Here is a 25828-nt window from a genome sequence, read left to right as displayed (position 1 = left end):
GTGCCACTCCTCTACGAATACACTGTATTTCTCGACATCAACTTGTTAATCACCCAGGAGATCAGCAGACATTGTACGACCAGATAAACAGCCAGCGTACTGCCATAACCAAAGTTCATTTTCAGGAAGGCCTCCTGAAACATCCGTACAGCAACAACAGTCGAACTGTTGTCCGGCCCGCCTCCGGTCATGACATAGACTTGCTCGAATACCTTCAATGAGCCGACAACCGCCAATACGACATCCACCTTCAGCACATCGGACAGAAGGGGGAGCGTAATGTGTCGAACGGACTTCCAGCCTGTTGCTCCATCCAACCGGGCAGCCTCATAAATATGATCAGGTATGCTCTGAATACCCGCGAACATAATAAGCATGTGATAACCGATAAATTGCCAAACAAGAACGAAAACCACTGACAGCAAGGAGGTCTTCGTATCTCCCAGCCATAGCTGGGTCATTGATTCTAGCCCAATGGAGCGCAAGAAAGCATTAAGCAGCCCGATGGCAGGATCGTATATTTTGCTCCAGAGCAAGCTAACCATTGTAGTGGACATAATGACCGGGAAAAAGTACACATTACGAAACCATTTGCTGCCCTTGATTTTACGAGATACGAGCATGGCCAGAATAAAAGCAGCAGGCAACTGAAAGATCAGAGAGAACAGCACGAAGACAAAGCCGTTTTGCACAGCTGGATAGAAATTGGGGTCACTGGTAAACATTTTGACATAGTTGTCGAACCCGATAAATTTCATCGGTTGTATGCCATCCCATTCATGCAAACTAAAGAAGACCGTTCGGCAGATAGGATATAAAAAGAAAACAGAAAATAAGGTCAAGCCGGGCAGCAGAAACAATGCCAATACCCAGCGGTTTGATAAAGCCTTCTCCATGCGGGATTCCTCCTAACGCTAGCTGCGATTTACGATAAAAAGAAGAGGCACCTATTCATTACAGTGCCCCGTCCCTTCATTATTGTTGTTTCATGATTTTGTCCATCATCTGCACAAATTCACTTGATGGCAGGGAGCCAGTAAAGAGCTTCTGATTCAGATCCCGGTTCTCCTCATTGACGGCTGCCGGTACCGTATTGCCCCAGAACGTTTGGATAAAAGAATATTCGCTGTAATCTTTCAAATATTGCGCGTAAGCCTCATTAACCTCGCCCTCCGGCTTCACTGCGGTTTCCGCATAGGTTGCTTGTCCCAGCTTGGCAAGCGATTCATTCACCTTAAGCGAATAACGGACGGCAAATTCCTTGGACAGCTCAAGCTGCTTGGAATTAGCATTAACGTACAGACCATATGGAGCGGTGCTTTTCTCACCCATATTGGACGAGAATGGATCAGCTTCTGCGCCCGTTTTAGGGAATTTCACGTAGCCGAGGTCATCGCCAAGAGCCGGGATCGCCTTCGTAAAGATCCAAGAACCATTAACAATCATCAAAGCTTTGCCGCCATAGAACAACTCACGCGCCTCCAGGTCACTGTTGCCGAGAAACCCGGATTGGAATGCATTGGCATTGACCAACTCGATAATTTTGTCCGCCGCGTCTACAAACGGCTTGTCTGAAAAGCTCATTTCACCATTCTGAGCCTTCGTATAGGCATCCTTATCCTCACGCAGCACGAGCAGATTGTAGATGATTTCACCCGGCCAGCGATCTTTGCCTCCCAGCGTGATCGGGGTAATCCCCTTGTCATTCGCTATTTTGATGACATTCATCAGCTCATCCCACGTAGTCGGGGCCTTTAAGCCTAGTTCATTCATCAGCTTCTTGTTGTAAGCCAGCAGATAGGATTGATCAGGGCGATAAGGCAGGGAATAGATGTTTCCATCCGCTTCCTTAATCAACATGCCATCGTTAAAGCTTCCTTCCAGTCCTGTACTCTGCAATGTATCGTTGAGCGGAGCAGCCATCTTTGAATTAAGGATGCTTTCTCTCTCTGATTTGCCTGCATATTGAGCAAAAACATCCGGCAGCTCGTTAGCTGATATAGCAACCTTTATTTTCGTTTTGTATGTTTCCGGATTTATGAATTCATAATTCAGCTTAATCTTCATTTCTTCAGCGATTTCTTCAGCTACGGGCTTTAGATAATCATCCGTATTAAACATCCACAGCGTTAACGAGCCGCCGTCCTTCGCCGAATTGCCATTCGTACCTGGCGTTACTGTATTGTCATTTGTACTACCGCATCCGGACAATACAAGCGAAGCCCCTATGCCAATGGATAGCAAGGATGTGATAAAGCGCTTTCTACGATTCATTTTAAATCCCCCTCTTTATGTCTTCTTGTTGTCGCTTACAGGTTTTATTATAGAGATAAATGGTCGTTTGCTTAATGGAATTCCTTTAGGCACACCCGTAAATATATTAGCCATTTGGCAATCACGGTAAAATTCCCAAAGTTATTTCTTGTATCTTACTATTCGTTTATTTCTCCACCTGATACTAATAGAAGTACATCGAACGGCCGCATGGTCACAGCGCCCTGCAGCACCTTGCCCGACAGCAGATCGCGCATCGTCTGACGGATTACGACAGTTTGGCTGGTATGCGCATAGTTGAGTAGAAACCAAGTATCTTGCTCACTGTCAATCCGCTGTCTGCGGTGCAGCTCAACCTGCTCCGGCAGCTCCATTAACTCTGCCGCGGGAGAGGACAGCCCTGATAAAGTCAGCAGCTTCGTCGCCGCAATCTCAGTAAATGCCGCGCCAAAATAATAAACGGTTCCCTTGCCCAGCGTATTTCGGGAAACTGCGACACTTCCCTCATAATAGCTTCCACCACTATAATGGCCTACGCTTTGCGCCGAATCTGATGTGATGCGGAGTATATCATTAAATTCCGGTGCTTGTACGGATAGCTGGGTGCCTCCATCTTCCTCGAACGTAATATCTGGTGTTGCTTGATACGGGCCTATACGGGTGAAATCCTCGACTTCAATACCGCACAGATCGACAAGCGGGCCCGGCAATGGCTCCATGCGGCAGTGGCCGTTCTCATCTTTATAGCCGCTGCGGCAGCCGAATATAACCGTACCGCCTTGTTTTGCATAAGCTTCTAGAAGCTTGGCGTGGGCTGTGGTGATGAGCGTCGCATGCGGATACACCAGCAGCTTGTAAGAGCACAGATCCTCCAGCGTCGTTTCCTCATCAAGGTAGAGCGCATTGGTTGGAATATGAGCGCGAACGCAGGCTTTGTACCATTCGAGCAAGCTGTACCTCTCCAGCGGCCCATGCCAGCTGTCCAACTCGCCATCCCATTCATTGTCGTAGTTTTTGATTATGGCGACTTCTGCCAGATAACGCTGTCCTACGATTTGGCTGCCAACCAACTGCAATTCCTTGCCCACGAGAGCGGCTTCCCGCACTTTACGGTTGTCGTGATTAGAATAGTCGTTGATGCCATGCCAGTACATCTCGGTGCCGATGGACGCCGTACGCCAGCGGAAATACAGCACCATATCTGCTCCGTGAGCTATGGACTGATACGTCCAAAGCCGCATCTGCCCTGGCAGAGGGGCTGGCGTTTCCAGCCGGGTAAACCAGCCGCATGCGCCCGACTGTTGCTCCATTACGCAGAAGTGTGGCGAAATGCTGCGCACGACACTGAGGTTCCAGCTCCATTTTTGATCCAGCAGAGGACGATCCCCGGAATCGGGCATAATGGTGCTAATATTGGGATATGAATCATAGGACATAAAATCAAGCGATGTCCGTGTCAGCTTATGGTTGTCCAGATGTCCAAATATTCCGTTATGCGTGACCCACTGGTAGCTTGGCACGATGTCCCTAATGATATCCGCCTGCATACGGCAATAGGAGATGGCGCTATCTGAGAAAAAACGCTTTTCATCTAGTGATTGATGCGGGTTAGGGGCATTAGACACCGTTGGACGAGTTAGGTGCACCTGCTCCCAATCGCTGTAGGTCTGATTCCAGAAGACCGCTCCCCAAGCATGATTCAATTGTTCCAAAGTGCCGTACTTTTCCTGCAGCCAGCTTCGGAATGCAATATGATCGGCTTGCGAATAAAACACGTTCATTTCACAATTCAGCTCATTATCAATCTGCCAGCCGATTACAGCAGGGTGATCCTTGTAATGCTCAGCCATTTGCCGAGCGATACGAGCTGCCAGCTTTCTATAAACAGGAGAGTTATATGTGAAATGCCTTCGTTGGCCATGCTGGTATACCATGCCATTTTGAGCAGCGTTAAGTGTTTCAGGATACTTGGTAGTCAGCCAAGCAGGAGGCGTTGCGGTAGGCGTGCCCAAAATGACCTTAAGCCCGTGCTTATGCGCAGCCGCAATAGCCCGGTCGAACAGGTCAAAGTGAAACTCTCCTTCCGACGGCTCAAAGATCGACCACGCGAATTCGGCAACGCGAATAATCGTAAAGCCGCATTCACGCATACGTCTGTAGTCGTCCTCCCACAATTCCTCCGCCCAATGCTCCGGATAGTAACAAACTCCCAATTGAAACTGCTTAGTAAGCTTAGTCATTAAATTCTGTTCCTCTCCTGAAAACGTGAAATATGGTTAAACTCTGGTTCAAGTCGCTCGTACAGCCGCGTGTAGATAGCGAACAGTTCACTATAAATAGCGTGGCGATCAAGGCATGGTTCATGGCGACCCGCAATATGAATCCAGTCTCTAGCCTCATCCATGGATGAGATGTGTCCTAGTGCTTGCATAGCTACGATAGCTGCCCCCAATGCAGAAGCCTCGTGACTTTCTGGAACAAGCAGTTCTCGTCCCAGCATGTCCGAAAGCATTTGCCTCCATATCGGTGATTTGGCAAAGCCTCCAGAAGCGCGGATTTCCCGAGCTGGCCCCGCAATCTCCTGCAGCGCCTCCCCAACGGATAAAATGCTGTAGATTACACCCTCTAATCCGGCTCGAATCAGATGCTCCCGCTTATGCTGCAGGTTAAGGCCGAAGAAAACACCGCGCGCCGAAGCGTTCCAGTACGGAGCTCGCTCGCCAGAGAGAAAGGGTAGGAGAAGCAGACCGTCAGCACCAGAGGAGACACGATCAGCGCTCTGAATCATCAGCTCATATATATCTGCGCCAAGACGGGCTGCCTCCTCCCATTCCGCTGATGCCAGCTTATCCCGCAGCCAGTTGAGAACAATACCGCCGTTGCTGGTTGCACCGCCGATTACCCAGCGCTGCTCGTTCAATGCATAGCAGAAGGTGCGTCCGAACGAATCTGTTATCGCCGTGTCGGACATCATGCGAATGGCGCCGCTCGTTCCGATCGTTACGGCTAGCTCCCCGGCTCCAATAGCTCCTACACCAAGATTGGCCAAAACACCATCGCTGGCTCCGATAACAAAAGGAGTATCCATGCTTATGCCCATACGCTCGGCCCAGATGGGGTTCAAGCCGTTCAATATTTCTGTCGTTGGCACAAGAACTGGCAACTGCTCCTCTCGAATACCCAGAAGCTCCAGTACATCTTCGTCCCAACCAAACTTTTGCAAATTGAACAAGCCGGTAGCTGATGCAAGAGAGCAGTCCATGACGAAGCGATCAAATAATCGAAACAGAATGTACTCCTTAATGCCGATAAACTTTCCTGCTTGTTCGTAGCAGCTCGGGTCCTCCTCCTTCAACCAGAGAATCTTGGATAGGGGAGACATGGGATGCATAGGGGTTCCGGTTCGCAGGTAAATCTGTTCCCCTTCCAGCTCTTCCTTCAATCGCTTGACTTGCCCGGTGCTGCGATTATCTGCCCATATCATGCTTCGAGTTATCGGTTTATTAGAGCGATCCAGAACAATCAATGAATGCATAGCTGAGCTAATGCCAATGCCAATCAGCTCATTCGCTGCTGCTCCCGATCGGCGCATTACTTCTCTAATCGCTGTGATAGTCGCTTGAAACAAGCTTTCAGGATCTTGCTCTACCCATAAAGAACGGGGATAAATGAGCGGGTAATCCACTGAATGAATACCGCGTATGCGTCCTTGGGGACCGAAGGCGACAGCCTTCGTACTTGTTGTACCAATATCGAGCCCTATTATAATTTCGTTATCGAGCAAATTAAGCCCACCTTTGCATGTACAGAATACTGCGGCTTTCATCGAACAGCTCATAAGGTTTCTTATTACAAACTTGCCTATTAGCCTAACTGGTATTAACGGTCAGACTAGATTATAGCGAAGAGCGCCCTTTTGATGAATGGAATTATTTTGGGTGCCATTCGCAAATATTTTTGCAAGCCGTCTATTTGAAACAGCACTAAAAGAGCTTGTTCGTCCCGTGAAGAACGATCAAGCTCTCTTAGTGCTAACTCAAAATCCTACTGCTTTAGGCCTCGCTTACTCCAAAAGCCCCCAAATTCCATCAGGCAGCCACAGCTTCCTCACAATCAGGCATACGATGAGCACGGCAGCGCCTAAAATAATATTTTTGGTTACTTTATTCATGGCCGTTCCTCCTTTTTATTTATCGAACCGTTTTTTTCCGTACACCAGCAAGCACAGCGCCCCTGACAGAACCGTCCACATCATCAGGCTAAGAAGATTTCCGCCCATTTCCGAAAGTCCCCCATTTTGATGAAGCTCTAATATGGCCACGACAAATTGCTGCGAGGGAAGCACATTAATGATATTCATTAGGGCAGGCATATCCAAAGTCGGAACAAATATCGGTCCAAAAATAAACAGCAGCAGCAGTGGAAGGCCTACAATCGAAGATTCCGATGCCGTTCGTGCGATGAGGCCTATAATCGTACCCAATGCCATAAAAATAAGCAGCAGCAATACCGCCAATACTGTCAAAAAGAACAGATTCACATCGGGCACACCGGAAATCGCCAAGCAGGCCGCGATGACAATTAGAGCAAACAGCGTCGTTGTCGCGCTTTTCCCCGCAAGCACCTCCAGCTTTGTAGCAGGCGACAGCATGAGGGAGCGCAAGGTGTTCTTCTCCTTCTCTTCGGCAATCATATTCGCCTGAACAAAGGCTCCTGTTATGGAGATGGCAACTAGTATAGGAATGGAAAGAAACGTCAGGTCGCTCGGATCATTTTCTTTTTGTTTAAATAAAAGGGCTAGCAGTACGGGCATTCCCGCATTTAATAAAATTTGCGGATTGCGAATCGCATCCTTCCATTCTTTTTTGACCATGGCCCTGAAGCGGCGTATGGAAAACGTCATTCCAGTCCCCTCCCCGTCAATTTCACAAAAATATCCCCCAGCGTAGGCTCATTGGAATGAATGGCTAACAGTTCTTCTCTTCTTATTAAGTCCCGTATGAAGCCCGCTCCGACCTCATCCTGCTGAACAATCTGCTTCCCGAGCGGCGTAGTCACGGTAATGGAACGGTCACCATAGCGAAGGCGCAGAGCCTGCGGCGTGTCGAGAGCCGAGATTTCACCATTATTCAGAAAGGCTACGCGATCGCAAAGCGTTTCCGCTTCCTGCATATTGTGCGTTGTCAAAAAAATCGTCGTTCCCCGGCGGTTCATTTCACGCAGCGTTTTCTGAATACGCTCGCTATTCACAGGGTCCAAGGCGGATGTGGGCTCATCAAGAAAAAGAATGTCCGGCTCATGCAAAATCGTTCTTGCCAGCGTCACCCGCTGCTTCATCCCTTTCGAGAGCCGTCCGACCAGCGTATGCTTGTCGCCGATTAAATTAACCGCATCAAGAACCGTTTCAATTCTTCGTTCCGGCACACCATACAAGCAGCAAAACAAAGCCAGATTGTCATACACGCTAAGACGCTCATAAGTGCCGCTATTATCCGTAAGCACACCTATTCTGCCCAGAAACTCGGAGGGTCGGCTTCGTGCAGGATCGCTCCCCAGCACCTTCACTTGCCCGGAATTATAGAGCAGCTGCGAGGTAAGAATTTTCACCGTTGTCGTTTTGCCCGAGCCGCTGGGACCGAGGAAGCCGAATATTTCCCCCTGCCGGACCTGAAAGCTAATCTTGTTCAGCGCTTGTTTCTTTTTGTACCGTTTTTCGAGGTCATGGACCTCAATAATCGATTCCATGGTATTTACACCTTCCCTTGACATGAGTAGCCGAAAGCTCCATCCCAGCTTAGCGGTGAACAGAGCTGTAAACAGCAAATTTCCCATGAAAAGATCCATTTGCGCGCTGAAAGCAGCCATTTTGGCGGTGAACGGAGCAGAATTACAGCCCTACAATCGTCTTTAGCTCTTCAAACTTCCCCTTGGATAATGGAATTCTGGATTTTTTATCGTCGTTTAGGACGAGACTGTAGCTGTTGCGGCTCCATACAATCAATTCGGCGATTTGGTCCAAATTGACAATATAGGAACGGTGGCAGCGATAAAACCGGAACGCCTTGAGCTTCGCCTCCAATTCCGCAAGCGTCCATGAGCAAGCAAAGCTGCCAGCCTGCGTATACAGATGCGTGACGCCCTCGATGCTTTCAATAAAATGCACTTCGCCGGGATCTAGGAACACGTATTTGTCTTCGGTTTTCACCATAAACTTTGCTAGCCTTGGGACATGATGCTGCTCGCCGCTTGCAGCCTCAGGCTCATCGCCGCCGGGAACAGGCTCAGACTCATTGAATTCCGAGGCGTCCTGAATCGTAATCGGGGCAAGCGAGCTTCCCGTCAGTCCGTAAATACGATTAGATATCGAGAGCGCTTGCTCCAAGGTCGAGCACGTAACTAAAATCGCCTTATTTTGACGAAGCAGCTCTGCTATCATCCTTCTTACAATCATACAGCTCTCCAGATCGAGATTTTGCTCAGGGTCCTCCCAAATCAAAAGCTCCGGATTATGAAGAATGCTTCTTGCAAAACCGAGCAGCCGCTTCTCGGAATAGCTCAGTTTAGAAATCCGTTCGCTGGCCTTTCCCGCCAATCCGATCTTGCTTAACAGCTCTTCTATCCCCGTTCGTATGCCATGCAGCTCCGCCCAAAATAACAAATACTCCCTAACCTTCAAGCGTTCATAAAGTCCTTCGTCCAAACAGCTGAATCCAACCTGGCCAGCTGCTTCGTTGCTGCCCAAAGAAAGCAGCTTCCCGCGATAGGAGATTTTGCAGCCGGAGGATACGCCCTCTCCTCTAACCGACCGAATGAACGTACGACCAATATCGTGATGGCATTGTATAACTACGCATTGCCCGGCCTCCAGCTCAATTACATCTGAGCCAACTCCATTGCTTAAGGCTGTATTCGCAGCTAATTTATTCATATATAAAACGCCTCCTGCCGAGTTGATTTTATAGGTTAACCAGTTGCTTCCTTATCTGCCATTGTACCACCGACGCACGCATCGGAGCAGCAAGCAAAAGTTCAGCAGCAGCTTCGGCTAGGGGGAAGCTTCGACAGCGAGCAGCTTTAGCGCTGAGTGGCCGAGCAGCTGAAATAAAACAGGGCCGGCAGCCACTCGTTAGAGTTGGACTTCCGGCCCTGCTTGTGTTTATGCAAAGTGAGAGGGAGCAATAGGAGCCACTTAGTCCCTTTTTGATTCATGCTTTATTTCCGTAATTTATACCAATGGATGTGGAACATACCGTTCTTCTAAACTTGTGATTTCTTCAGGGTTCCATTTAACCAATAAGGCCGAAACCGCATCCTCGAAATGACTGATTTTAGTCGACCCGATAATCGGGGCTGTATCTTCTTTTTGCAACAGCCATGCAAGACCCACCTGTGCGCGTGGAATTCCTCGATTAGCGGCTACCTCCGCAACTCTTTCCACGACTTTGCGATCAGCCTCTTCCGTTTTAGCAAATAACGCATTAGCTATCTGGTCATTCTCTGAGCGCGGGGTCTGCTCATTCCAATCGCGGGTCATTCGGCCTGCAGCCAGAGGCAAGTATGGAGTGACGCCAACGCCCTCGTACCTTACGATCGTGATCTAGGGCCTCTCTCTCACTGCCAAACGAAATCGCTGTCAGAATCACACTCAAATTTTAAAGCGAACAACCAATGTTTGCAGATTTTGGGCCAAATGAGCCAGCTCATCCGCCGACGAAGCGATTTCTTCAATGGAAGCGACCTGCTCCTCTGTTGAAGCTGAAATACTTTCTGTTCCTTCAGCGTTCCGCTCGGACACCTCACTAAAGAACTGAATGGCCTGAACAACCTCGACGGTGCTGGCGGACATTTGTTCCGAAGCGGCAGCAATCCCTTCTACCTGGGAAGTCAGGTCATCAATAGCCGCGTTGATGCTCAAGAAAGCTTCATCTGCTGTGTTACAGCGCTCTGAATTTTAGCAGTACCCGTACGTACTAGCCCGGTCGCTTGCTGGGCAGCCGCGCTCACTTCGCTATCGTCGATAACCCCCACCAGTACCCAGCTTGTTTTTTCATTTGTCGTAATAAATGCATGCTGCTTGCTTCCATCCGTAGACGCATAGGCGAGACTTCCTTGCTCTTGCTCGAAAATATCAGGATACGGCGAAGCTGTCGCTTCACTGCCTGCTTTTTCATTGGGATGCACAATAAATTTATTAGATTTATCCAGCACATATACATTGCCCTTCGTCCCGATCTTGGTGGAATTCACTAAATCGCTCAACGCCTTGAGCGAGAGGCTGACCGAAACAACACCATGCCCGTCCTTGGTAGTCTGGGCGACCGACACAACCACATTGCCCGTATTGCTGGAAATGTACGGCGAGATAATCGTAGGCATCCCTTTATTTTCTGAAGCGCTTATGTACCAGGGCCGCTTGCGCGGATCATAATCTGCCGGATTTACCGCACTTTTCGGAACGTTGGCGTATACGCCTTGATCGGTGCCCACCGAAGCCAGTTCCACGTCGTCGTGTTTTTGTTTGTAGGCGTCCAGTACCGCCCGTACGAATGGGTCCTCATTTCCCTGAACAGGACCGATATTGCCGGCTGGCAGCTGATCAGCCAAAAAATCCACATTTTTTTCGGTAGCTCCAATCATCTGATTAATCGTTTCATTAAGCACCGCCAGCTTCCCCGATGCACTTGCAAACATTTCCTCCTGCACCTTGGCGCGGGCAGTATTAACATCAAGCGCCCGCCCCTGTATTTTGAGGGCAGCTTTCCGCGCCAAACAAGCGGGGGATGCTGAAAATTTCTCCCGGCTTGCGGTACGGTTCAGTCCGCTGTTTGCAACGGCAAGTTATTGCTTTATTGCATATAAATTAATTGCTTTCTTTGAGAGTCCCAGCGCCATACTAAATCACCATTTAGTCGCAAACCGCCATACCACTCATTTATTCCCTTCACCTTTATCCAGTCCTTCAATCCCGCGACTACCTCCACCCCAATCTCAGTTAATGCAATTTTGCCATTTTCAAAGGAGGGGGTAGTTTTCTTCCGATAATCAGGAAACGTATGGGATGATCCTAGTATTTTTATCAGTGCATGCGGTTGTTCTGACATACTCCTTAACCGATACCATAATTCCAAATCACCCATGCCTAGTACACTTAAGCGGTTCCCGATCTCTTGCAATAACTTGCATGGGGTATCCACACCTTGCCGAATAAGCTCCAAAATGGTTTGCTCTACGATTCCCAGCCCATTTATTGGGGAAGGCAGGCGTGATAAGTGCAGTTCAAGCGCCGCGTGAGCAAAGGGCAGCACCGATGTGTCTTTATTCAAAATTTCAACATGTGATTCAATATTTGGCGATGTGTACGCCTCCCAGATTATGCTGCCCGTCTCAAGCTCCTTCTCTCCCACCCTTTGCCAAGTACCTGACAATGTTTCCAACTGCTTTGATGTAAGTTGCCCCAATCCCCTAAACAAATTAATACCTGGGTAGTCGCCGATGCACAGCAAATTCAGCTTGGTATGACCTAGGGCCTGATTTGAAAACCAGTGCAATAAATAGCTCAGCATGAGTTGGTCAAACAAATCATGCTCGAACCATAGTACGATCTCATCGTATTTGTGAAAGTTCCGCAGAATCTGTTCTTGCGACTTACAATTTGTCACATAGTCATCTGCTGGAATGCCTAGAGTTCTCTCTAAATATTCCACTCTGGGCGACCTCTGATGGAGCTCCCCCGTTTCTACGAATACCGGACCTACCGGATATACTTCTCTCCAAACCAAGATATCTCCGCGAACGTTTCCCTTCCTTAACTTATCGCTGACGATATCTCCATTTACTATATGGAGCATGGATACTCCTCCTTCGTAAAGATCATTGAACATGGATACAAAGTCGGTAACAAGCAGCGACGTTCTTAGCTTATTACGGGCGTCGAACAACCGTTTTTTTAATGCAGAGGGAGATACTTTAAGGTAACCTGATATTTCTTTTATCGAATATCCATGAAAATAAAATAATTGGACTACCAGTTTTAAATTGCCCGACAAACCCTCGATGGAATGGTGAATCCTCTCCTGCCATTCCTTTCTTTCAATAATGGACTCCACATTCAATTCCTCTGCATCCATTATAATTGTTTCATCCATTGGCATTGTGGAATGTATTTTTCGGCGGAGAATACGCTGGCATTGCCGTTCGACTATAGTCTTGAACCATCCCGGGAATGCATCCGCCTCTTGCAACTTAGTGAGATTGGCAAAAGCCTCCGTGAACGCTTCTTGTACCGCATCCTCCGCATGCCCCCAGTCACCTAGCTTTCCATATGCCACAGAAAATGCCATGCCACTAAAATGCTGCACGATCCGCTCCCAGGCGATTTGGTCGCCAAGCCGGGCTCCCTCGATCCACTCCCGCACCTCTTGCACCTCCGCTGTGTTCAGTTTCTATATACAAAGTGCCAGTATCGTTGCAAAAGGTTACTTGGTTCTATTGATAAGATAGTAGTAACATGCCGCTGCTTGTGGCACGGTTCTCTTCTATATAATTTCAACCTTCATATTCTTTGCATGAAATTTCAATTACTCGGTAATACCCCTTACAAAACACAGTTCTATTAGGCTTGATTAAAATTAATACTGAGTTTATTACATCCGAGGAAGATATAATAAAATTTATCCAACAAATAAACAAATTTCATATAATGCTCTCGAAACCAAGTACTGTGTATGAATGGCGGCCATTCTGCTTCATCCATATACTTATACGGCAAATGTCGAAACCAATGAATCATATCTTTTCCCCTTTCTCGGGCTATTGTATTGAGATAACCTTCCACGCCGTGTTCAACCAAGTTATCTGATAACATTCTGATCTCACATTAACTCGTGAAAGCAATTTTTGTCTACATCCTTGGCAAGGAGTCTTTCACTATGAAAAGCACGAAGCACAAGGTCGGCATGGCTCGAACGAATATTGAAATTCCCCCTCATTTTTCAACCTAGTTTTGGTGCGACCCGAATGCATATTTGACAAAGGATAGAATGCTAGAAGCCCGGGAAGCATGATTAAGCAGCTATGCAGACAAATTGCTCGGAGCCGCCAAAAAATCAGTTGTCAACGTTTAACCCCCATGCGTCAACGACGGCAGCAGCGCAACAGCCTCCGAGCCAGCGGCGACCGTTGCTCCCACGGAAACAGCAGATGCAGCAGCAGGCGATGGCGAGACCGTTACGTTCAAAGCTGCCAACGGGGATATCGAAGTCTCGCGCAATCCGTAACGCATCGTGGACGGAACTGCGTTTTATACAGGCTACTTCCTCGCTCTCGGTGTCACGCCGGTCGGCGTTCAGTAAGAAGTTCTAGCCAGCCCTTATTTGAAAGATAAGCTTGCTGGCGCGCAAAGCCTGGGCGACACGCCGATGCCCGAGAACGTGCTTGCTCTGCATCCCGACCTGATCGTCGTGTTCAGCGGTACGGAAGGCATCGACGAGCTGCAAAAAATCGCTCCGGTCGTTGCCATCGACTACGGCGCCAAGACGTATAAGGATCAGCTGATCGAATTCGGCCAGTTGACGAACAAGGAAGCCGAAGCCCAAGCTTGGATCGAGCAGTGGGAAGCCCAAATTAACGAGTTGAAGCCTAAGGTACAGGAAGAAGGAAGTCATCGACAGCGGCACGGGCTGGGCATCCATTTCGCTGGAGACGCTCCCGCAATTCGCCGGCGATATCATCTTCACTTCACCCTGGTCCGGCGATACAGCCGATCCGAAGCTCGTGTATGAGAACGCGGTGTGGCTGGGCCTTCCTGCCGATCTCCTCATAATCAATGTACTCCTTGCACCGTACTATGCTTTTTTTCAAGTTTTCTCCTCATCCCCCATTCCGCAGCCACCGGATTCCCCTTATCTGAACTCCCATCGCTTCAGCGAAAAATCTCCTTTCATCGTATTTTTCCGACCTATGCTAGGTATGAATAGAAACTGACAAAAAAGGATCCCCACCTTATAATTGTTCAATATATCCTATAGCGGAACTGACCAGGAGGACGGCATGCAATTTGAACCAGTGTATGATGATGGGGAACTATTTCTACCAAAGATTGAATTAAATTTGACATCGAACCAATCGATTGGCATTATAACGGACTTGAAGCGAAAGCAGCTTTTAATGAATCAATTAGTGAATCATTCCCACTATTATTTATTTCGAGCTCAGCAAAACGAGTATATGCGTTTAACGGTGGAAGAGCTACTCACTTTTCTAATCCAAATAACGGAGAGGAATGACCGTGTCGCTTCGTTAATAGATTATTTTGCTTTAAAAGAAGAACGGAAGGTAAAAATCAAGGATCTAAGCTCATCGAAAAGGATGTATGTGACATTGCTGCGTGTCTATTTTGCGCATCAGCCTACGCTTGTACTGGAGGAGCCCTATTTTTACTTGGAAGAACAAGATCGTCGTCAGTTTAAACGGATTTTGGATGACCTTTCGAAGGAAAAGCAAATTTTAATTTTAACTTCGAATTTAGAGGATGCCCTCATTTCCTGTGATGTCATTTATCGATTGAACGAGCTCGGTTTTCATCCATTGGATATTCGGGACTCAGACGAGGATAAGCAGGAAGGGCAGGAACAAGATCGGGCCAATATAACGTTGCAGAAGATTTATACGAAAAGAAAGGACAAAGTGATTTTATTTAATCCGCCTGAAATCGATTTTATAGAAAGTGTAGATGGTTCGATTCTTGTTCATGTGGATGGAGAAAACTATGACTGTGCTTTGACGCTAACCGAGCTTGAGCAGAGATTATTAAATTTCGGATTTTTTAGGTGTCATCGATCCTATATCGTTAATCTGCAAAAAGTAAGAGAGATTATTACATGGACGAAGAATAGCTACAGCTTGCGATTAAATACAGGTAAAGATGCCGTAGTTCCATTATCCCGTTCAAAATTGCAGGAATTAAAAGCACTTCTTAACCTTTAATTCCGAGGGACATGTGGAACCAATCAAGCATTTGCTGGTACCATTCAGGCGATAAAAGCTACATTTCGGCGGGTTTTGATGGCTGGAAGCGTGCAATCTTTATATATTTAAGCCATCAACTCTAAGGAAGTGGTATTAATGGATGTTATCCAAGTCGAACATATTCGAAAGAGCTTTGGAAATAAGGATGCATTAGCAGATGTGTCTTTTTCAATTGCGTCAGGAGAAATTTTTGGGTTTCTAGGTCCGAGTGGTTCAGGAAAAACGACATTAATAAAAATTTTAACTGCGCAATTAAATTCGACAAGTGGACAGGCAAGTGTATTTAACAAGCCAGCAGAGATGATGAATCAGTCTGCACAGAAGATGCGCTTTGGCATTTTGACGGATAATAGCGGTCTATATGAGAGATTATCAATTGAGGAAAATCTGGAGCTGTATCGTAAGTTATATGATCTTCCTAGATCTTCGATCGATAAGGTGCTGCAATTTGTAAACTTAAGCGGAGAGCGCAAAAAGAAAGTCAATCTCTTATCGAAAGGGATGCGTCAGCGTGTCCTGTTGGCAATCGCGATTATCCATGAGCCGGAATTATTATTTTTGGATGAACCTACTTCGGCTTTAGATCCGGTAAACTCCGCGCATATTTATAAAGGGTTGCGCCGCTTAAATGAGAATGGGACAACGATTTTTTTAACGACGCATAATATGGCCGAGGCAGAATTGCTATGCAACCGTGTAGCGATTTTGTATCAAGGACAAATCCAAACCATCGGCTCGCCCAAGGAGCTTAAAAAACAGCATCGTGAAAACGTCGTTTGTGTGGAGTTAATCAATAGGCAAGCCTATGAGCTCCCGATTAATAATGGAACGGCTGATCAAATATCCGACTGGATGAAACGAGGGTTAATTGATCGATTAGAAACGAAAGAGCCTAGTCTAGGGGACATTTTTATTAAAATGACAGGAAGTGAGCTGCTATGAGTATCTCATTGAAACGTGCGCAAGCGATATTTGTGAAGGATTACAAAGAGTTTTCACGCAATTATGCCCTCTCCATTATGTTGATTTTCCCAATTATCCTCGCACTTCTTCTTCGAGCTGCTGGCGCCGCCTCGTCTTTGCCTGGATCTTTCGCTACAGTTCTTAATCTTTCGTTTGTGTTCCTAACATGTTTCGTACAAGCATGCTTGATTGCGGAAGAAAAGGAGCGTAACACTTTACGATCATTAATGATGACTCCGGCCACGACCATGGATGTTTTAATCGGTAAAAGCACTTTAGTCTTGGTCATGTCTGTTGTTGTTCTGGTTATTGCTACGTATCTATTTGGCTATGAACCAGCTAGTATATGGGCGTTTGTGGCAGCAATCCTTCTTTCGATTATTTTATACACAGCAGTCGGGACGATATGTGGTCTATTCTCCAAGACGTTGCTTGATGCGTCATTATCTATAATTCCTGTGACGATCGTATTCTCTGGGGCACCATGGGGAGCATTTATTGTGGATGAGTATCCAGTCTTCAAAGTGCTGGATTACATGCCCAGTAGCCAGCTTGTTCATTTGCTAGGTTTACCCCCTACAGACTTTACGACGGGAGAGTTATTAAAACCCCTCCTTATTATTTTGGCATGGACGGTTGTATTAACGATTGTATCTGTTGTTTTGTATCAACGACGGTTAAAGGATGAGTAGGGAAAAATGACAAAAGAACGGCCACACGGTCTTATGGATTCGTCGATGCCGTTAGCCACTATAATCGTGTATTTCTACCGAGGAGGGATCAAATTCCGATGAATTTAGCCGTCAAGTTGAAGCGAGAATTCAAAGACCGAGATACCCGGCATAAGCTGAAAGGCTATCGGGACAAAGCGGAGCTCATCAGGAAACGGAATTTGGGAGCTTGGGACGATCAGCGGCTGCAAGCGGAGTCTCTCCGGCTGAAAAAGGAAGCTGCATCGGGTACGCCTTTGGACGGGCTGCTTGTCGATGCCTATGCGCTAGTCTGCGAGGCAGCGAAGAGAACGCTCGGATTGCAGCCCTACGATGTCCAGATCATGGCTGCCATCGCTCTGCACGAGGGATTTTTGATCGAGCAGCATACCGGTGAAGGAAAAACGCTCTCTGCTGTTATGCCTGCTTATCTACATGCTCTAACCGGTGAAGGCGTTCATGTGCTGACTTTCAACAATTATTTGGCAAATCGGGATGCGGATTGGATGGGCCCGATCTATCGTTTCCTCGGGTTAACGGTAAGCGCGGTTCAAGCGGGCATGAGCTTGCCCGAGAAACGGGAAGCGTACGCCGCCGATATAACCTATGTTACGGCCAAAGAGGCGGGATTCGATTATTTGCGCGACACGATTGCTTTAGACGAAGCCGATACCGTGCATCGTCCCTTCCACTACGTCATCGTCGACGAAGCGGATTCACTGCTTCTTGACGAGGCGCGGGTGCCGCTAGTCATCGCTGGCGAGCCGGGCTCTTCCGACAACGACGGCATTCTTTTTGCAGAAGTAGCCAGGCAGCTCGCGCAAGATGAGGATTACGATTTCGACGAGTTCCAGCGGAACGTTTACTTGAATGAAGCAGGCTCTGCGAAAGCAGAGTCGCTGCTCGGATGCGGTAATTTGTACGATAGCCATAATAGTCATTTGTTAATGTCGTTAAATAATGCGCTGCATGCGGAATTGTTATTGAAAAAAGACGTCGATTACATCGTCCGGGACGGTAAAATCGAGCTGATCGACGAATATACCGGCCGCGTGGCGGAGAACAGGCATTTGCCGGACGGGCTGCAAGCCGCGCTTTCGGCCAAAGAAGGGCTGCAGGCGAAAGCCGGCGGGATCATTCTCGGTACGATCACCCTTCAACATTTCCTTAGCCTATATCCAAAAATTTGCGGAATGACGGCTACCGCGCAAGCTTCCGCGGTGGAATTCGAAGTTATTTATGAGCTTCAGGTCGTGCATATTCCGCCGAACCGGCCAAACATACGGATCGATCATCCACACCGGATTTATACCCATAAAGAAGCTAAATTTAAGGCGCTTGTACAAGAAATCTCGTCCGTCCATAGGGCGGGACGTCCGATTCTCATTGGTACGTCAAGCGTCGAGGAGTCTGACATGCTGGCGGAAGCGCTAGCAGTTGCCGGCGTACCTTGCCATGTTCTGAATGCGAAAAACGACGCAAAAGAAGCCGAGCTCATCGCCAAAGCGGGAGAGATCGGCGCCGTGACGGTGTCCACGAATATGGCGGGACGCGGCGTCGACATTCGGCTCGGCGGCGGCAGCCCCACGCAAGCAGAAGCTGTCGCCAAGCTGGGCGGGTTGTACGTGATTGGTACGCATATGCACCAAAGCGTCCGGATCGACAACCAGTTGCGCGGGCGATCCGGACGCCAAGAGGATCCGGGAGCTTCTGTATTTTTCGTAAGCTTGGAAGACGAGTTGCTGCTTAGGTTCGGCATCGATAAAACGATACGGGGTCTTAGGCAGGATGAGACTCTCGAAGAGTCGGTGCTCCATAGCAAAATTGACCATATTCAGCGTGTAATTATGGGTCAAAACTTCCATATCCGTCAGGAGCTGAACGGTTATTCGGATATGGTGGAGGATCAGAGGCGTATGCTATACGAGGAGCGGCTCGGAATTTTGAAAGGCGAGACACCGATGAGCCCTTCGGAGCAGCGGGTACGGCTTTATTTTATCGACAAGCTCTGGGCTGACCATCTGGCATATGTTTCTTACATTCGCGAAGGCATCCATTTAACGAGCCTTGTTAACCATAATCCGCTCGACGAATTTCATGCGCAAATCATCCAAGCCTACGAGCAAATTCCGGCTAAAATAAATAGAGAGTCGGCGAATATGCTCGCAAAGCTCGGAGGTTCGAATGATCCGGCGATGTGGGAAAAATTCGGACTGAAAAGCCCTGCTTCCACTTGGACTTATATCATCACCGATCAATACAAGCAATACTTGCAGAATCCCGGTACATGGACCCCGGAGACAATAATTGCTTACTGGATGCGCAAGATTTTGAGGCAGGTATTCGGGTGGTCAAAATTTTGATGCAGTGTAGCTTTTTCGAGGAATAAGAGATAATTCAAGCAAACAAATAAAGCCGGTATAGCTCCCCCAAGTATAGAGGCTACCGGCCTTATTTGTGTGCTTGCAGCACTTACTAGAGCATCGATTAGTCAATCCCATGCCAATAGGTTCACATTATATGCCATTATTGTAGCTGCTGGCTGATTATTGAAAACAGAATCCCTGGCTCTTAATAACGGCGTAAAGCTCGGGACGCAGACGGTTCTGACGAAGCCTCGCCTCCATCTCGCCTGACCAACTGGCCTGCTTGCCTTCACCAGTCCGACTGGCATAATACTGCCCCAGTGTCTCATCATACGCATGAATATCGCCGGCAAATCCAGAGTCGCTATAGCGCTCGTCATGATAGACTGACTGTACAGGAAGGCGCGGGCGCTTCGTTGGCAGCTGGTCCGAGATGCCAATGCACATGCCGAATACCGGGTAGACAAGCCGCGGCAAGTGAAGCAAATCGACAACCTGCTGCATATCGTTGCGAATACCTCCGATGAAAACAGTGCCAAGCCCTAGCGCTTCTGCCGCTACGGCTGCATTTTGCGCAGCCAAAGCGGCATCCACTGTCGCGACAAGAAATGTCTCGACGTTCTGATGCAGTTCAAGCTCGAAATCGGATGTATGCATTCGCACAGCAACTTGTGCGCGATGTAGGTCAGCGCACCAGACCAGAAACAGTGGGCATTCCTCAACATGCCGCTGCCCTCCGGCCAGTTTCGCCAGATCGCGCTTCTTGCTGGTATCGCGAACGCCTATAACACTATAGGCTTGTATATTTGAAGAAGTTGAAGCAGCCTGAGCACTAGCCATAATCTGCCCTAACTGCTCCTCCGAGATTGTATCCGGCTTGAATTTGCGAATGGAACGATGGGATTGCAAGTGCTTGACTATGTCATTCATTGTGACTCCTCCTTCACCAGGATCGTAACGCTAGACACCAGGCTCTTCAAGCGCTCTTCGGGCGAGCTCCCTCAGCACAAGGTCATCGAGCGGCGGGTTGTGCACACCTGCCCGGATGTCCCTGTATATTCGTTCCAGTGGATTGGAGCGGAACATGCTGGAGCCGCCAACCACCCGCATGGCACGATCAGCAATCTGCAGGGCGCGATTCGTCGCCATATACTTGGCAAGCCCAAGATCGGCCTTCAACTGTGCGCGTTGCTCCGGTTCCTGATCCCACCTTCTCGCCATCGTGTACAACATCGTTCGTACGGTGATCAAATCCGCCTCTATTAAGCCAATCTGCTGCTGGATGAGCGGCAGCTCTCCAATCGCAGTGCCCAGACTGTCAGGCTTATACGTGCGAGCGAATGTTACTGTATAATCCCTTGCGGCAGAGGCTAGCCCTGTGTAACAAGCAGCTATGAACAATAGATAGCCCAACCCGTCATTCGGACGCTGGCGACTCTGCCCGTCAGGGGTTAGCGAAATGAGCGATGACTCGGGGACGAACACCCGATCCAGCAGCAGGTCATGGCTGCCTGTCGAACGCATGCCAAGCGTATCCCACGTCTCCTCCATGCCCACTCCCTCCGAGCGGTCCACGTAGAAATCCCCTGTAGCCCCCTCGCCTTCCAGACTGGCACTGACACTAAAATGATTAATAATCGGGAGAAGCGTGCTGTACGTTTTCCTGCCGCTAAGCAGCCATCCCCCTTCTGTGCGCGAGGCGACTGTTCTTGGCTTCATTCCACGGCTAGGACTGCCGACCCCGGACTCGCTAGCGTATCCGTTGTACAGCTCGCCAGCCGTCACTGCCCTTCTGCACAAGCGTTCAAACAGATGCGCCGGCCAGTGGCGTGTCGTACGAAAATGAAGAATGGAGCCCAAATGCCAGCCGAGAGCGATTGCCGTAGAGCCATCGCCCTTGGCGATTCGCTCCAAGAACAGCACCAGCTCATAGAGCGATAATTCATCACCGCCGAATTCACGAGGGACAGTCAGCTTCATGCAGCCCTCTTGCCTCAATTCCTCGAAGTTCTCGATTGGGAAGGAACCTTCCCGGTCATGCTTGGACGCCCGCTCGGCGAATCGTACAGCGAGGCGGTCAGCCAAGGCCACCAGCTTCGCTTCCCTCTCCTTTTGAACAAAATCCTCTACCTCAATCCTCTGATACATTTCCAATTACCTGCTGCGGTAGTCTTGCAGACTAACGTCTATTTGTTCAATATGGCCCTGCAGGTGAGCGATTTGGCCAGCAATCAACCCTTCCAGCGTTATCAAACCATTCTCAGGATGTTCTCCGGTACGAGTCCATGCTTCTTCATTTAATCGCTCCAGCAGTTCGCTGTTGGCCGCCCTCAGCAACTGGAAGCGCTGCAGTGCAGCCTCAAGGTCAAGCGCCTCATAATCAAGCGTATTGGTCCAATTATCCTGTTCAAAGACTTGCAGAGGAGGAGAGTTCTCCGAGAGAATGTTGCGTACGCGGAAGGATACTGCCAGCTCCGCATCCGCCAAATGAATCGCGATTTGCTTAATCGACCATTTCTCCGGCAATCGATGGTGAAGCAGTTCCCCTTCGTTCAGGCCCCGTACCGCCTCTGCCAGCGCTTCTCCTCCCGAACGATAATTGGCAATTAATTGTTGCAGTTGTGTTTTTATAGCCATAACAATAGCCCTCCTTGAAGTTGTCTTCTTGTAATTAACTTTCTATATAGGCATGCGCCGTGTTATAAGCGCTTGTCCAGCCTGCTGACGAGATAGTTGCCCGTAAACTGGAATAGCTGTACGCACACCACAATAACGATGATTGTGAAGGCCATCGTATACGTCTCATAACGTTGGTAGCCGTAACGCAAGGCAAAGTCCCCTAGCCCTCCTCCTCCAACAAGACCCGCCACAGACGAGTAGTTAAGGAAGCTAACCAAAATAATGATAATGGAGTTGGCGATACCTGCCCTCGCTTCGACATACAGCACGCTCCAGATGATTCGCGGCCAGCTTGCGCCCATCGACTCGGCCGCTTCGATGAGCCCGCGATTGACGTCCAGCAAGCTTTGTTCAACGAATCTGGCAAAATAAGGCGTGGAGGCAATAACGAGCGGTACAATGACAGCCGTAGTCCCAAGTGCCGTACCGACAATTAATCGCGTTAAAGGAATAATGGCCACCAGCAGCACGATAAACGGGAAGGAACGAATTATGTTGACGATCCCGTTCAGAATGACGTAAGTTCTAGGCGCTTTAATCCTTGAGCCAGGACGAATAAAATAGAGGATTGTGCCCAGCGGCACTCCTATTGCGACCGTAATTGGATTCGAAATTAAAAGCATGTACCATGACTCGCCAAATGCAACCCAAAAGTCAGGCATTGCCTTTGAAATCTCTTTAATGGCCTCATCCATGCAAGCTTACCCCCACCTCGTCCGCATAAAAATTATCCCGTTTAAACAGAAAGCTGGCAATTTTGGACTTTGGCAGATAGTTCTGATCATTCATGGAAAAATTCTCTACTATGATGCCTTGCTCCATAACGGCTACCTTATTGCATATCGCCCTGACCACATCCATCTCATGCGTCACAAGTACAATCGTAATGCCAAGCTGGCGATTAATTTGCGCAAGGTACTTTAAAATATCTCCCGTTGTCTGCGGATCCACAGAAGAGGTTGGCTCGTCGCATAGCAATACCCCAGGGCGATTAGCAATTGAACGGGCGATTGCCACACGCTGCTTCTGCCCTCCGCTCAGCTTGGATGGATAGGTATTGATTTTGTCGGCTATATCCAGGATTCCTAAGCACTCCTCGACGCGCCTCCTGCGCTCTGCCTTAGGCATGCCGGCAACCTTCAGCGGAAAGGCGACATTATCAAATACGGTAAGGTTGTTCAACAAGTGAAAATGTTGAAAGATCATGCCGATTCCCTGCCGTTCCTGCCGCAATTGCCCCTTGCTAAGCTCTGCGAGCGGCTTGCCATCGACGATGACCGTGCCGCTATCCGGACGCTCAAGCAAGTTAATCGTGCGCAGGAGGGTTGATTTGCCCGCCCCGCTAAAACCTATGATTCCGTATATATCCCCTTTCTCAATATCCAGAGATACATCCTTCACTGCAGCAAGAGACCCGGAAGGCGTGTCAAAGCTCTTATTAATATTGCGAAGTGTAATCATCTGCCGCTATCCTCCAATCTATACATGTATGGCTAGCGCAGCTTCTACTTAATGGGGACCATCGAGTAACGATTCGGAGGAACAGTCAGCCCCAAATGCCCCCGCAGCGTTCCTGCGCTGTACTCCGAGCGAAATAGTCCACGATTCTGCAATAGGGGGACTACCAGATCAACGAACTCATGGATGCCTTCAGGGACTATCGGCCCTGAACTGACAATGAAGCCATCCGCCGCCTCTTCTTCGTACCATTGCTGAATCGTATTTGCTACATGCTCAGCCGTCCCGGCAAAAGGATTGCGTCCTGACCGTGCAGCAAGACGCAGAGCCAGCTCGCGAAGTGTCAGATTCTCCGCGCGAATCAGCTTCTCAATACGCAGCACCTCAGACTGAAACCCATCCGTAATTAACGCATCCAGATGGGGCAGCAGCGGTGCATCAAGCGGAATGCGGCTGAGCGCCGTATCCTTGAAGTACTTTCCAAGGTCCTTCAGTGCCTCCTCAATATTAGCTAAGCCGTCGATTTCCGCATGCTTGCGTTGCAAGTCTGCTTCATTGTCCGCTACGATGGCGCTTATGCCCGGGAGGACAAGCACCTCTTCCGGGTTGCGCCCGAATCGCGCAACCCTCTCCTTAATGTCCTGATAGAAGCGCTTGGCATCTTCAATTCCATGCTGATGCGTGAAGACGATTTCCGCATGCTTAGCCGCGAAATCCTTGCCTGCCTCCGATGAACCCGCCTGAACGATGACCGGTCTGCCTTGCGGGGTACGCTCCAGGCTCAGAGGACCGCGAACCGAAAAGTATTTGCCCTTGTAGTTTAGAGTGTGCAGCTTGCTTGGATCATAATATCTGCCGCTATCCTTATCTCTAACGAAGGCCCCTTCCTCCCATGAGTCCCACAGACCCTTGACCACATCAAGGAATTCATCAGCAAGCTGATAGCGTTGATCATGCTCCATATGACTGTCACGGCTAAAGTTGGCTGCCGTCCCCGGAAGCGCGGAGGTGACGACATTCCAGCCAGCCCTCCCCTTGCTAATGTGGTCCAATGAGCCAAACATCCGGGCAGTATGATATGGTTCATGGTAAGTTGTCGACAGCGTGCCGACAAGCCCGATGTGCGAGGTCGCACCAGCGATTACCGAGAGCAATGTGAGCGGCTCCAGCCGGTTAATAAGCTGCGGCGCGGAGAGATCATTCACAAACAGGGTATCTCCGACAAAGACAAAGTCCAACTTCCCCTGCTCCGCCTTCTGTGCAGAGGAAACAAAGTAGTCAATGTTACTGGAAGCATCAGACCAGTAGCTAGGATGCCGCCACAGCCCGGAGTGGTTGCCTCCGACGCTTAATGAGCAAGCTAGAGCCAAACGTCTAGTGCGATTCATGCTCAATCCCTCCCTCTCTACCAGGCATAGTAGATGCTTCCTTCATCATATCTGGTCTTATAAAACTCCTTAACGGCATCAGAGTAGTAAGCTTGCTTCAAAGCCTCAATCTTGGGCGTGCCGACAAGCTCGGGCCGAGTAGCGGCAATAATATAGAAATCCTTAACCTCATCCGTTTCAAGTCCCAGCGCATCCTCCAGCTTAAGTCCGCCACTGACGCGCTGGCTTTGGTAGAGGAAGCCCGCTTCCACATCATCGAGAGCGCGCAATAGCACCCCGGTATCCAGCGTTTTAAATTTGAACTTGTGATTGTTTTCTATAATATCCGAAGGGGTAATTTTCGTTACATCGACGCCTTTCTTAATCTTGATCAGACCGGCATCCTGCATAATAAGGAGCGGGCGACCTCCGTTGGCCTGGTCGCCAGGAATGCTGATCGTCGCTCCGTCCGGCAGTTCGTCGAATGAAGCGTATTTTTTGGAATAAATGCCGTTTGGCGCAAACGTCGTTAGAAAAGCCGGAACAAGATTTCCATTATTAGCTTCATTAAACGAATTAAGCGCAGCCGTATGGTTTCCTATTGCAACATCGTAGAAGCCTTCAAGCACTTCCTTGTTTGCAATAATACTGTCGGTCGGCACCTCGAATTCTAGCTTAAAGCCGAGCTTCTCCACTTCCTTGGCCAAAATCGGCGCCACCTCGTCATTGTGATTAGGCGTATTGGCCAGCAGTTTAATGATACGATCCTCTGGGTTGGTCTCCTCCGTTGCAGCCACGCTTGCAGGAGCATCCGTCTGGACAGGAGGCGAGGCTGAACTTCCATTGTTTGGCGCTTTTGTTCCGCATGCTGCCAGGGCAAGGATGACGATAGTAAGAAAAATAGCGGCAAAGACTGGTTTTTTCAACATAGTTCTCCCCTTAAAAGATGATGGTTTGTGTGAGTAAGGTTAAGGTGCGAACCTCT

The 25828-nt window shown here is 48.8% G+C and carries 24 protein-coding genes; 5 read left to right on the top strand and 19 right to left on the bottom strand.

Annotated elements, in window-relative coordinates; translation table 11 throughout:
• Positions 1-11: 11 nt before the first annotated feature.
• The 12 genes from AC6B99_RS24590 to AC6B99_RS24535 form a co-directional block, all read right to left on the bottom strand.
• Positions 12-896, bottom strand: a complete 885-nt coding sequence (locus AC6B99_RS24590) for a carbohydrate ABC transporter permease (RefSeq protein ID WP_056031606.1) — start codon at positions 894-896, stop codon at positions 12-14.
• Between the two features lie 79 nt (positions 897-975).
• A complete protein-coding gene (locus AC6B99_RS24585; RefSeq protein ID WP_056031609.1) occupies positions 976-2274 on the bottom strand; it encodes an extracellular solute-binding protein in 1299 nt (432 codons plus the stop codon).
• Between the two features lie 158 nt (positions 2275-2432).
• Positions 2433-4514, bottom strand: a complete 2082-nt coding sequence (locus AC6B99_RS24580; RefSeq protein WP_056031613.1) for a beta-galactosidase — start codon at positions 4512-4514, stop codon at positions 2433-2435.
• A complete protein-coding gene (locus tag AC6B99_RS24575) occupies positions 4514-6100 on the bottom strand; it encodes a gluconokinase (RefSeq protein ID WP_056031616.1) in 1587 nt (528 codons plus the stop codon). Before AC6B99_RS24575 ends, AC6B99_RS24580 begins: the two co-directional genes overlap by 1 nt.
• Positions 6101-6460: 360 nt before the next feature.
• The gene (locus AC6B99_RS24570; RefSeq protein ID WP_056031621.1) at positions 6461-7177 is read right to left on the bottom strand and encodes an ABC transporter permease; all 717 of its coding nucleotides are present in this window, start codon (positions 7175-7177) and stop codon (positions 6461-6463) included.
• The gene (locus AC6B99_RS24565) at positions 7174-8019 is read right to left on the bottom strand and encodes an ABC transporter ATP-binding protein (RefSeq protein ID WP_496664448.1); all 846 of its coding nucleotides are present in this window, start codon (positions 8017-8019) and stop codon (positions 7174-7176) included. The genes AC6B99_RS24570 and AC6B99_RS24565 overlap by 4 nt, the downstream gene beginning before the upstream one ends.
• 142 nt (positions 8020-8161) lie before the next feature.
• The gene (locus AC6B99_RS24560) at positions 8162-9202 is read right to left on the bottom strand and encodes a LytTR family transcriptional regulator DNA-binding domain-containing protein (protein ID WP_496664447.1); all 1041 of its coding nucleotides are present in this window, start codon (positions 9200-9202) and stop codon (positions 8162-8164) included.
• A gap of 297 nt (positions 9203-9499) precedes the next feature.
• Positions 9500-9865, bottom strand: a complete 366-nt coding sequence (locus tag AC6B99_RS24555) for an aldo/keto reductase (RefSeq protein ID WP_496664476.1) — start codon at positions 9863-9865, stop codon at positions 9500-9502.
• 54 nt (positions 9866-9919) lie between these two features.
• On the bottom strand, positions 9920-10189 hold the full coding sequence (locus AC6B99_RS24550) for a hypothetical protein (RefSeq protein ID WP_496664446.1): 270 nt from the start codon (positions 10187-10189) through the stop codon (positions 9920-9922).
• Entirely contained in the window at positions 10186-10965 is a 780-nt protein-coding gene (locus AC6B99_RS24545; protein ID WP_496664445.1) for a cache domain-containing protein, read from the bottom strand. Before AC6B99_RS24545 ends, AC6B99_RS24550 begins: the two co-directional genes overlap by 4 nt.
• Before the next feature lie 155 nt (positions 10966-11120).
• Positions 11121-12689 carry a sigma-70 family RNA polymerase sigma factor gene (locus AC6B99_RS24540; protein WP_056031645.1) on the bottom strand — a complete coding sequence of 523 codons (1569 nt, stop codon included), beginning with the start codon at positions 12687-12689 and terminating at the stop codon, positions 11121-11123.
• Positions 12690-13393: 704 nt separating this feature from the next.
• Positions 13394-13555, bottom strand: coding sequence for a hypothetical protein (locus AC6B99_RS24535; protein ID WP_155972869.1), 162 nt, complete (start codon positions 13553-13555; stop codon positions 13394-13396).
• A gap of 91 nt (positions 13556-13646) precedes the next feature.
• Here AC6B99_RS24535 and AC6B99_RS24530 point away from each other — a divergent pair, with 91 nt between their 5' ends.
• The 5 genes from AC6B99_RS24530 (at position 13647) to AC6B99_RS24510 (ending at position 19336) form a co-directional block, all read left to right on the top strand.
• Entirely contained in the window at positions 13647-14054 is a 408-nt protein-coding gene (locus AC6B99_RS24530) for an ABC transporter substrate-binding protein (RefSeq protein ID WP_496664444.1), read from the top strand.
• A 268-nt stretch (positions 14055-14322) separates the two neighbouring features.
• On the top strand, positions 14323-15258 hold the full coding sequence (locus tag AC6B99_RS24525) for a LytTR family DNA-binding domain-containing protein (protein WP_496664443.1): 936 nt from the start codon (positions 14323-14325) through the stop codon (positions 15256-15258).
• A gap of 138 nt (positions 15259-15396) precedes the next feature.
• The gene (locus AC6B99_RS24520) at positions 15397-16242 is read left to right on the top strand and encodes an ABC transporter ATP-binding protein (RefSeq protein ID WP_496664442.1); all 846 of its coding nucleotides are present in this window, start codon (positions 15397-15399) and stop codon (positions 16240-16242) included.
• Entirely contained in the window at positions 16239-16955 is a 717-nt protein-coding gene (locus AC6B99_RS24515; protein WP_494865255.1) for an ABC transporter permease, read from the top strand. The genes AC6B99_RS24520 and AC6B99_RS24515 overlap by 4 nt, the downstream gene beginning before the upstream one ends.
• A gap of 98 nt (positions 16956-17053) precedes the next feature.
• Positions 17054-19336: a preprotein translocase subunit SecA gene (locus tag AC6B99_RS24510; protein ID WP_496664441.1), complete on the top strand. Its 2283-nt coding sequence runs from the start codon at positions 17054-17056 to the stop codon at positions 19334-19336.
• 183 nt (positions 19337-19519) lie between these two features.
• On the opposite strand, the gene nfsA is transcribed toward AC6B99_RS24510, so the two are convergent.
• The 7 genes from nfsA to AC6B99_RS24475 all read right to left on the bottom strand — a co-directional run bounded on the left by nfsA (position 19520) and on the right by AC6B99_RS24475 (position 25772).
• Positions 19520-20269: an oxygen-insensitive NADPH nitroreductase gene (gene nfsA / locus AC6B99_RS24505; protein ID WP_496664440.1), complete on the bottom strand. Its 750-nt coding sequence runs from the start codon at positions 20267-20269 to the stop codon at positions 19520-19522.
• A gap of 30 nt (positions 20270-20299) precedes the next feature.
• Positions 20300-21487, bottom strand: coding sequence for an acyl-CoA dehydrogenase family protein (locus AC6B99_RS24500; RefSeq protein WP_056031666.1), 1188 nt, complete (start codon positions 21485-21487; stop codon positions 20300-20302).
• 6 nt (positions 21488-21493) lie between these two features.
• Positions 21494-21976, bottom strand: a complete 483-nt coding sequence (locus AC6B99_RS24495; protein ID WP_056031669.1) for a DinB family protein — start codon at positions 21974-21976, stop codon at positions 21494-21496.
• Between the two features lie 62 nt (positions 21977-22038).
• Positions 22039-22713: a methionine ABC transporter permease gene (locus AC6B99_RS24490; protein ID WP_496664439.1), complete on the bottom strand. Its 675-nt coding sequence runs from the start codon at positions 22711-22713 to the stop codon at positions 22039-22041.
• Positions 22706-23479, bottom strand: coding sequence for a methionine ABC transporter ATP-binding protein (locus tag AC6B99_RS24485; RefSeq protein WP_496664438.1), 774 nt, complete (start codon positions 23477-23479; stop codon positions 22706-22708). Before AC6B99_RS24485 ends, AC6B99_RS24490 begins: the two co-directional genes overlap by 8 nt.
• A 44-nt stretch (positions 23480-23523) precedes the next feature.
• A complete protein-coding gene (locus tag AC6B99_RS24480; RefSeq protein WP_056031678.1) occupies positions 23524-24864 on the bottom strand; it encodes an LLM class flavin-dependent oxidoreductase in 1341 nt (446 codons plus the stop codon).
• A 17-nt stretch (positions 24865-24881) separates the two neighbouring features.
• Positions 24882-25772 carry a MetQ/NlpA family ABC transporter substrate-binding protein gene (locus AC6B99_RS24475; RefSeq protein WP_494865244.1) on the bottom strand — a complete coding sequence of 297 codons (891 nt, stop codon included), beginning with the start codon at positions 25770-25772 and terminating at the stop codon, positions 24882-24884.
• Positions 25773-25828 lie beyond the last annotated feature (56 nt).

This window comes from Paenibacillus liaoningensis (assembly GCF_059609455.1).
This window is presented reverse-complemented; position numbering and strand designations above follow the sequence as displayed.

What these genes read in the sequence shown, in the direction of transcription:
- AC6B99_RS24535 (WP_155972869.1), bottom strand. Translation starts at nt 13,555, where the DNA reads ATGCGTTACGGATTGCGCGAGACTTCGATATCCCCGTTGGCAGCTTTG.
- AC6B99_RS24515 (WP_494865255.1), top strand. Translation starts at nt 16,239, where the DNA reads ATGAGTATCTCATTGAAACGTGCGCAAGCGATATTTGTGAAGGATTAC.
- AC6B99_RS24480 (WP_056031678.1), bottom strand. Translation starts at nt 24,864, where the DNA reads ATGAATCGCACTAGACGTTTGGCTCTAGCTTGCTCATTAAGCGTCGGA.
- AC6B99_RS24575 (WP_056031616.1), bottom strand. Translation starts at nt 6,100, where the DNA reads ATGAAAGCCGCAGTATTCTGTACATGCAAAGGTGGGCTTAATTTGCTC.
- nfsA (WP_496664440.1), bottom strand. Translation starts at nt 20,269, where the DNA reads ATGAATGACATAGTCAAGCACTTGCAATCCCATCGTTCCATTCGCAAA.
- AC6B99_RS24495 (WP_056031669.1), bottom strand. Translation starts at nt 21,976, where the DNA reads ATGGCTATAAAAACACAACTGCAACAATTAATTGCCAATTATCGTTCG.
- AC6B99_RS24525 (WP_496664443.1), top strand. Translation starts at nt 14,323, where the DNA reads ATGCAATTTGAACCAGTGTATGATGATGGGGAACTATTTCTACCAAAG.
- AC6B99_RS24500 (WP_056031666.1), bottom strand. Translation starts at nt 21,487, where the DNA reads ATGTATCAGAGGATTGAGGTAGAGGATTTTGTTCAAAAGGAGAGGGAA.
- AC6B99_RS24485 (WP_496664438.1), bottom strand. Translation starts at nt 23,479, where the DNA reads ATGATTACACTTCGCAATATTAATAAGAGCTTTGACACGCCTTCCGGG.
- AC6B99_RS24580 (WP_056031613.1), bottom strand. Translation starts at nt 4,514, where the DNA reads ATGACTAAGCTTACTAAGCAGTTTCAATTGGGAGTTTGTTACTATCCG.
- AC6B99_RS24585 (WP_056031609.1), bottom strand. Translation starts at nt 2,274, where the DNA reads ATGAATCGTAGAAAGCGCTTTATCACATCCTTGCTATCCATTGGCATA.
- AC6B99_RS24490 (WP_496664439.1), bottom strand. Translation starts at nt 22,713, where the DNA reads ATGGATGAGGCCATTAAAGAGATTTCAAAGGCAATGCCTGACTTTTGG.
- AC6B99_RS24560 (WP_496664447.1), bottom strand. Translation starts at nt 9,202, where the DNA reads ATGAATAAATTAGCTGCGAATACAGCCTTAAGCAATGGAGTTGGCTCA.
- AC6B99_RS24520 (WP_496664442.1), top strand. Translation starts at nt 15,397, where the DNA reads ATGGATGTTATCCAAGTCGAACATATTCGAAAGAGCTTTGGAAATAAG.
- AC6B99_RS24570 (WP_056031621.1), bottom strand. Translation starts at nt 7,177, where the DNA reads ATGACGTTTTCCATACGCCGCTTCAGGGCCATGGTCAAAAAAGAATGG.
- AC6B99_RS24545 (WP_496664445.1), bottom strand. Translation starts at nt 10,965, where the DNA reads ATGTTTGCAAGTGCATCGGGGAAGCTGGCGGTGCTTAATGAAACGATT.
- AC6B99_RS24475 (WP_494865244.1), bottom strand. Translation starts at nt 25,772, where the DNA reads ATGTTGAAAAAACCAGTCTTTGCCGCTATTTTTCTTACTATCGTCATC.
- AC6B99_RS24510 (WP_496664441.1), top strand. Translation starts at nt 17,054, where the DNA reads ATGAATTTAGCCGTCAAGTTGAAGCGAGAATTCAAAGACCGAGATACC.
- AC6B99_RS24565 (WP_496664448.1), bottom strand. Translation starts at nt 8,019, where the DNA reads ATGGAATCGATTATTGAGGTCCATGACCTCGAAAAACGGTACAAAAAG.
- AC6B99_RS24590 (WP_056031606.1), bottom strand. Translation starts at nt 896, where the DNA reads ATGGAGAAGGCTTTATCAAACCGCTGGGTATTGGCATTGTTTCTGCTG.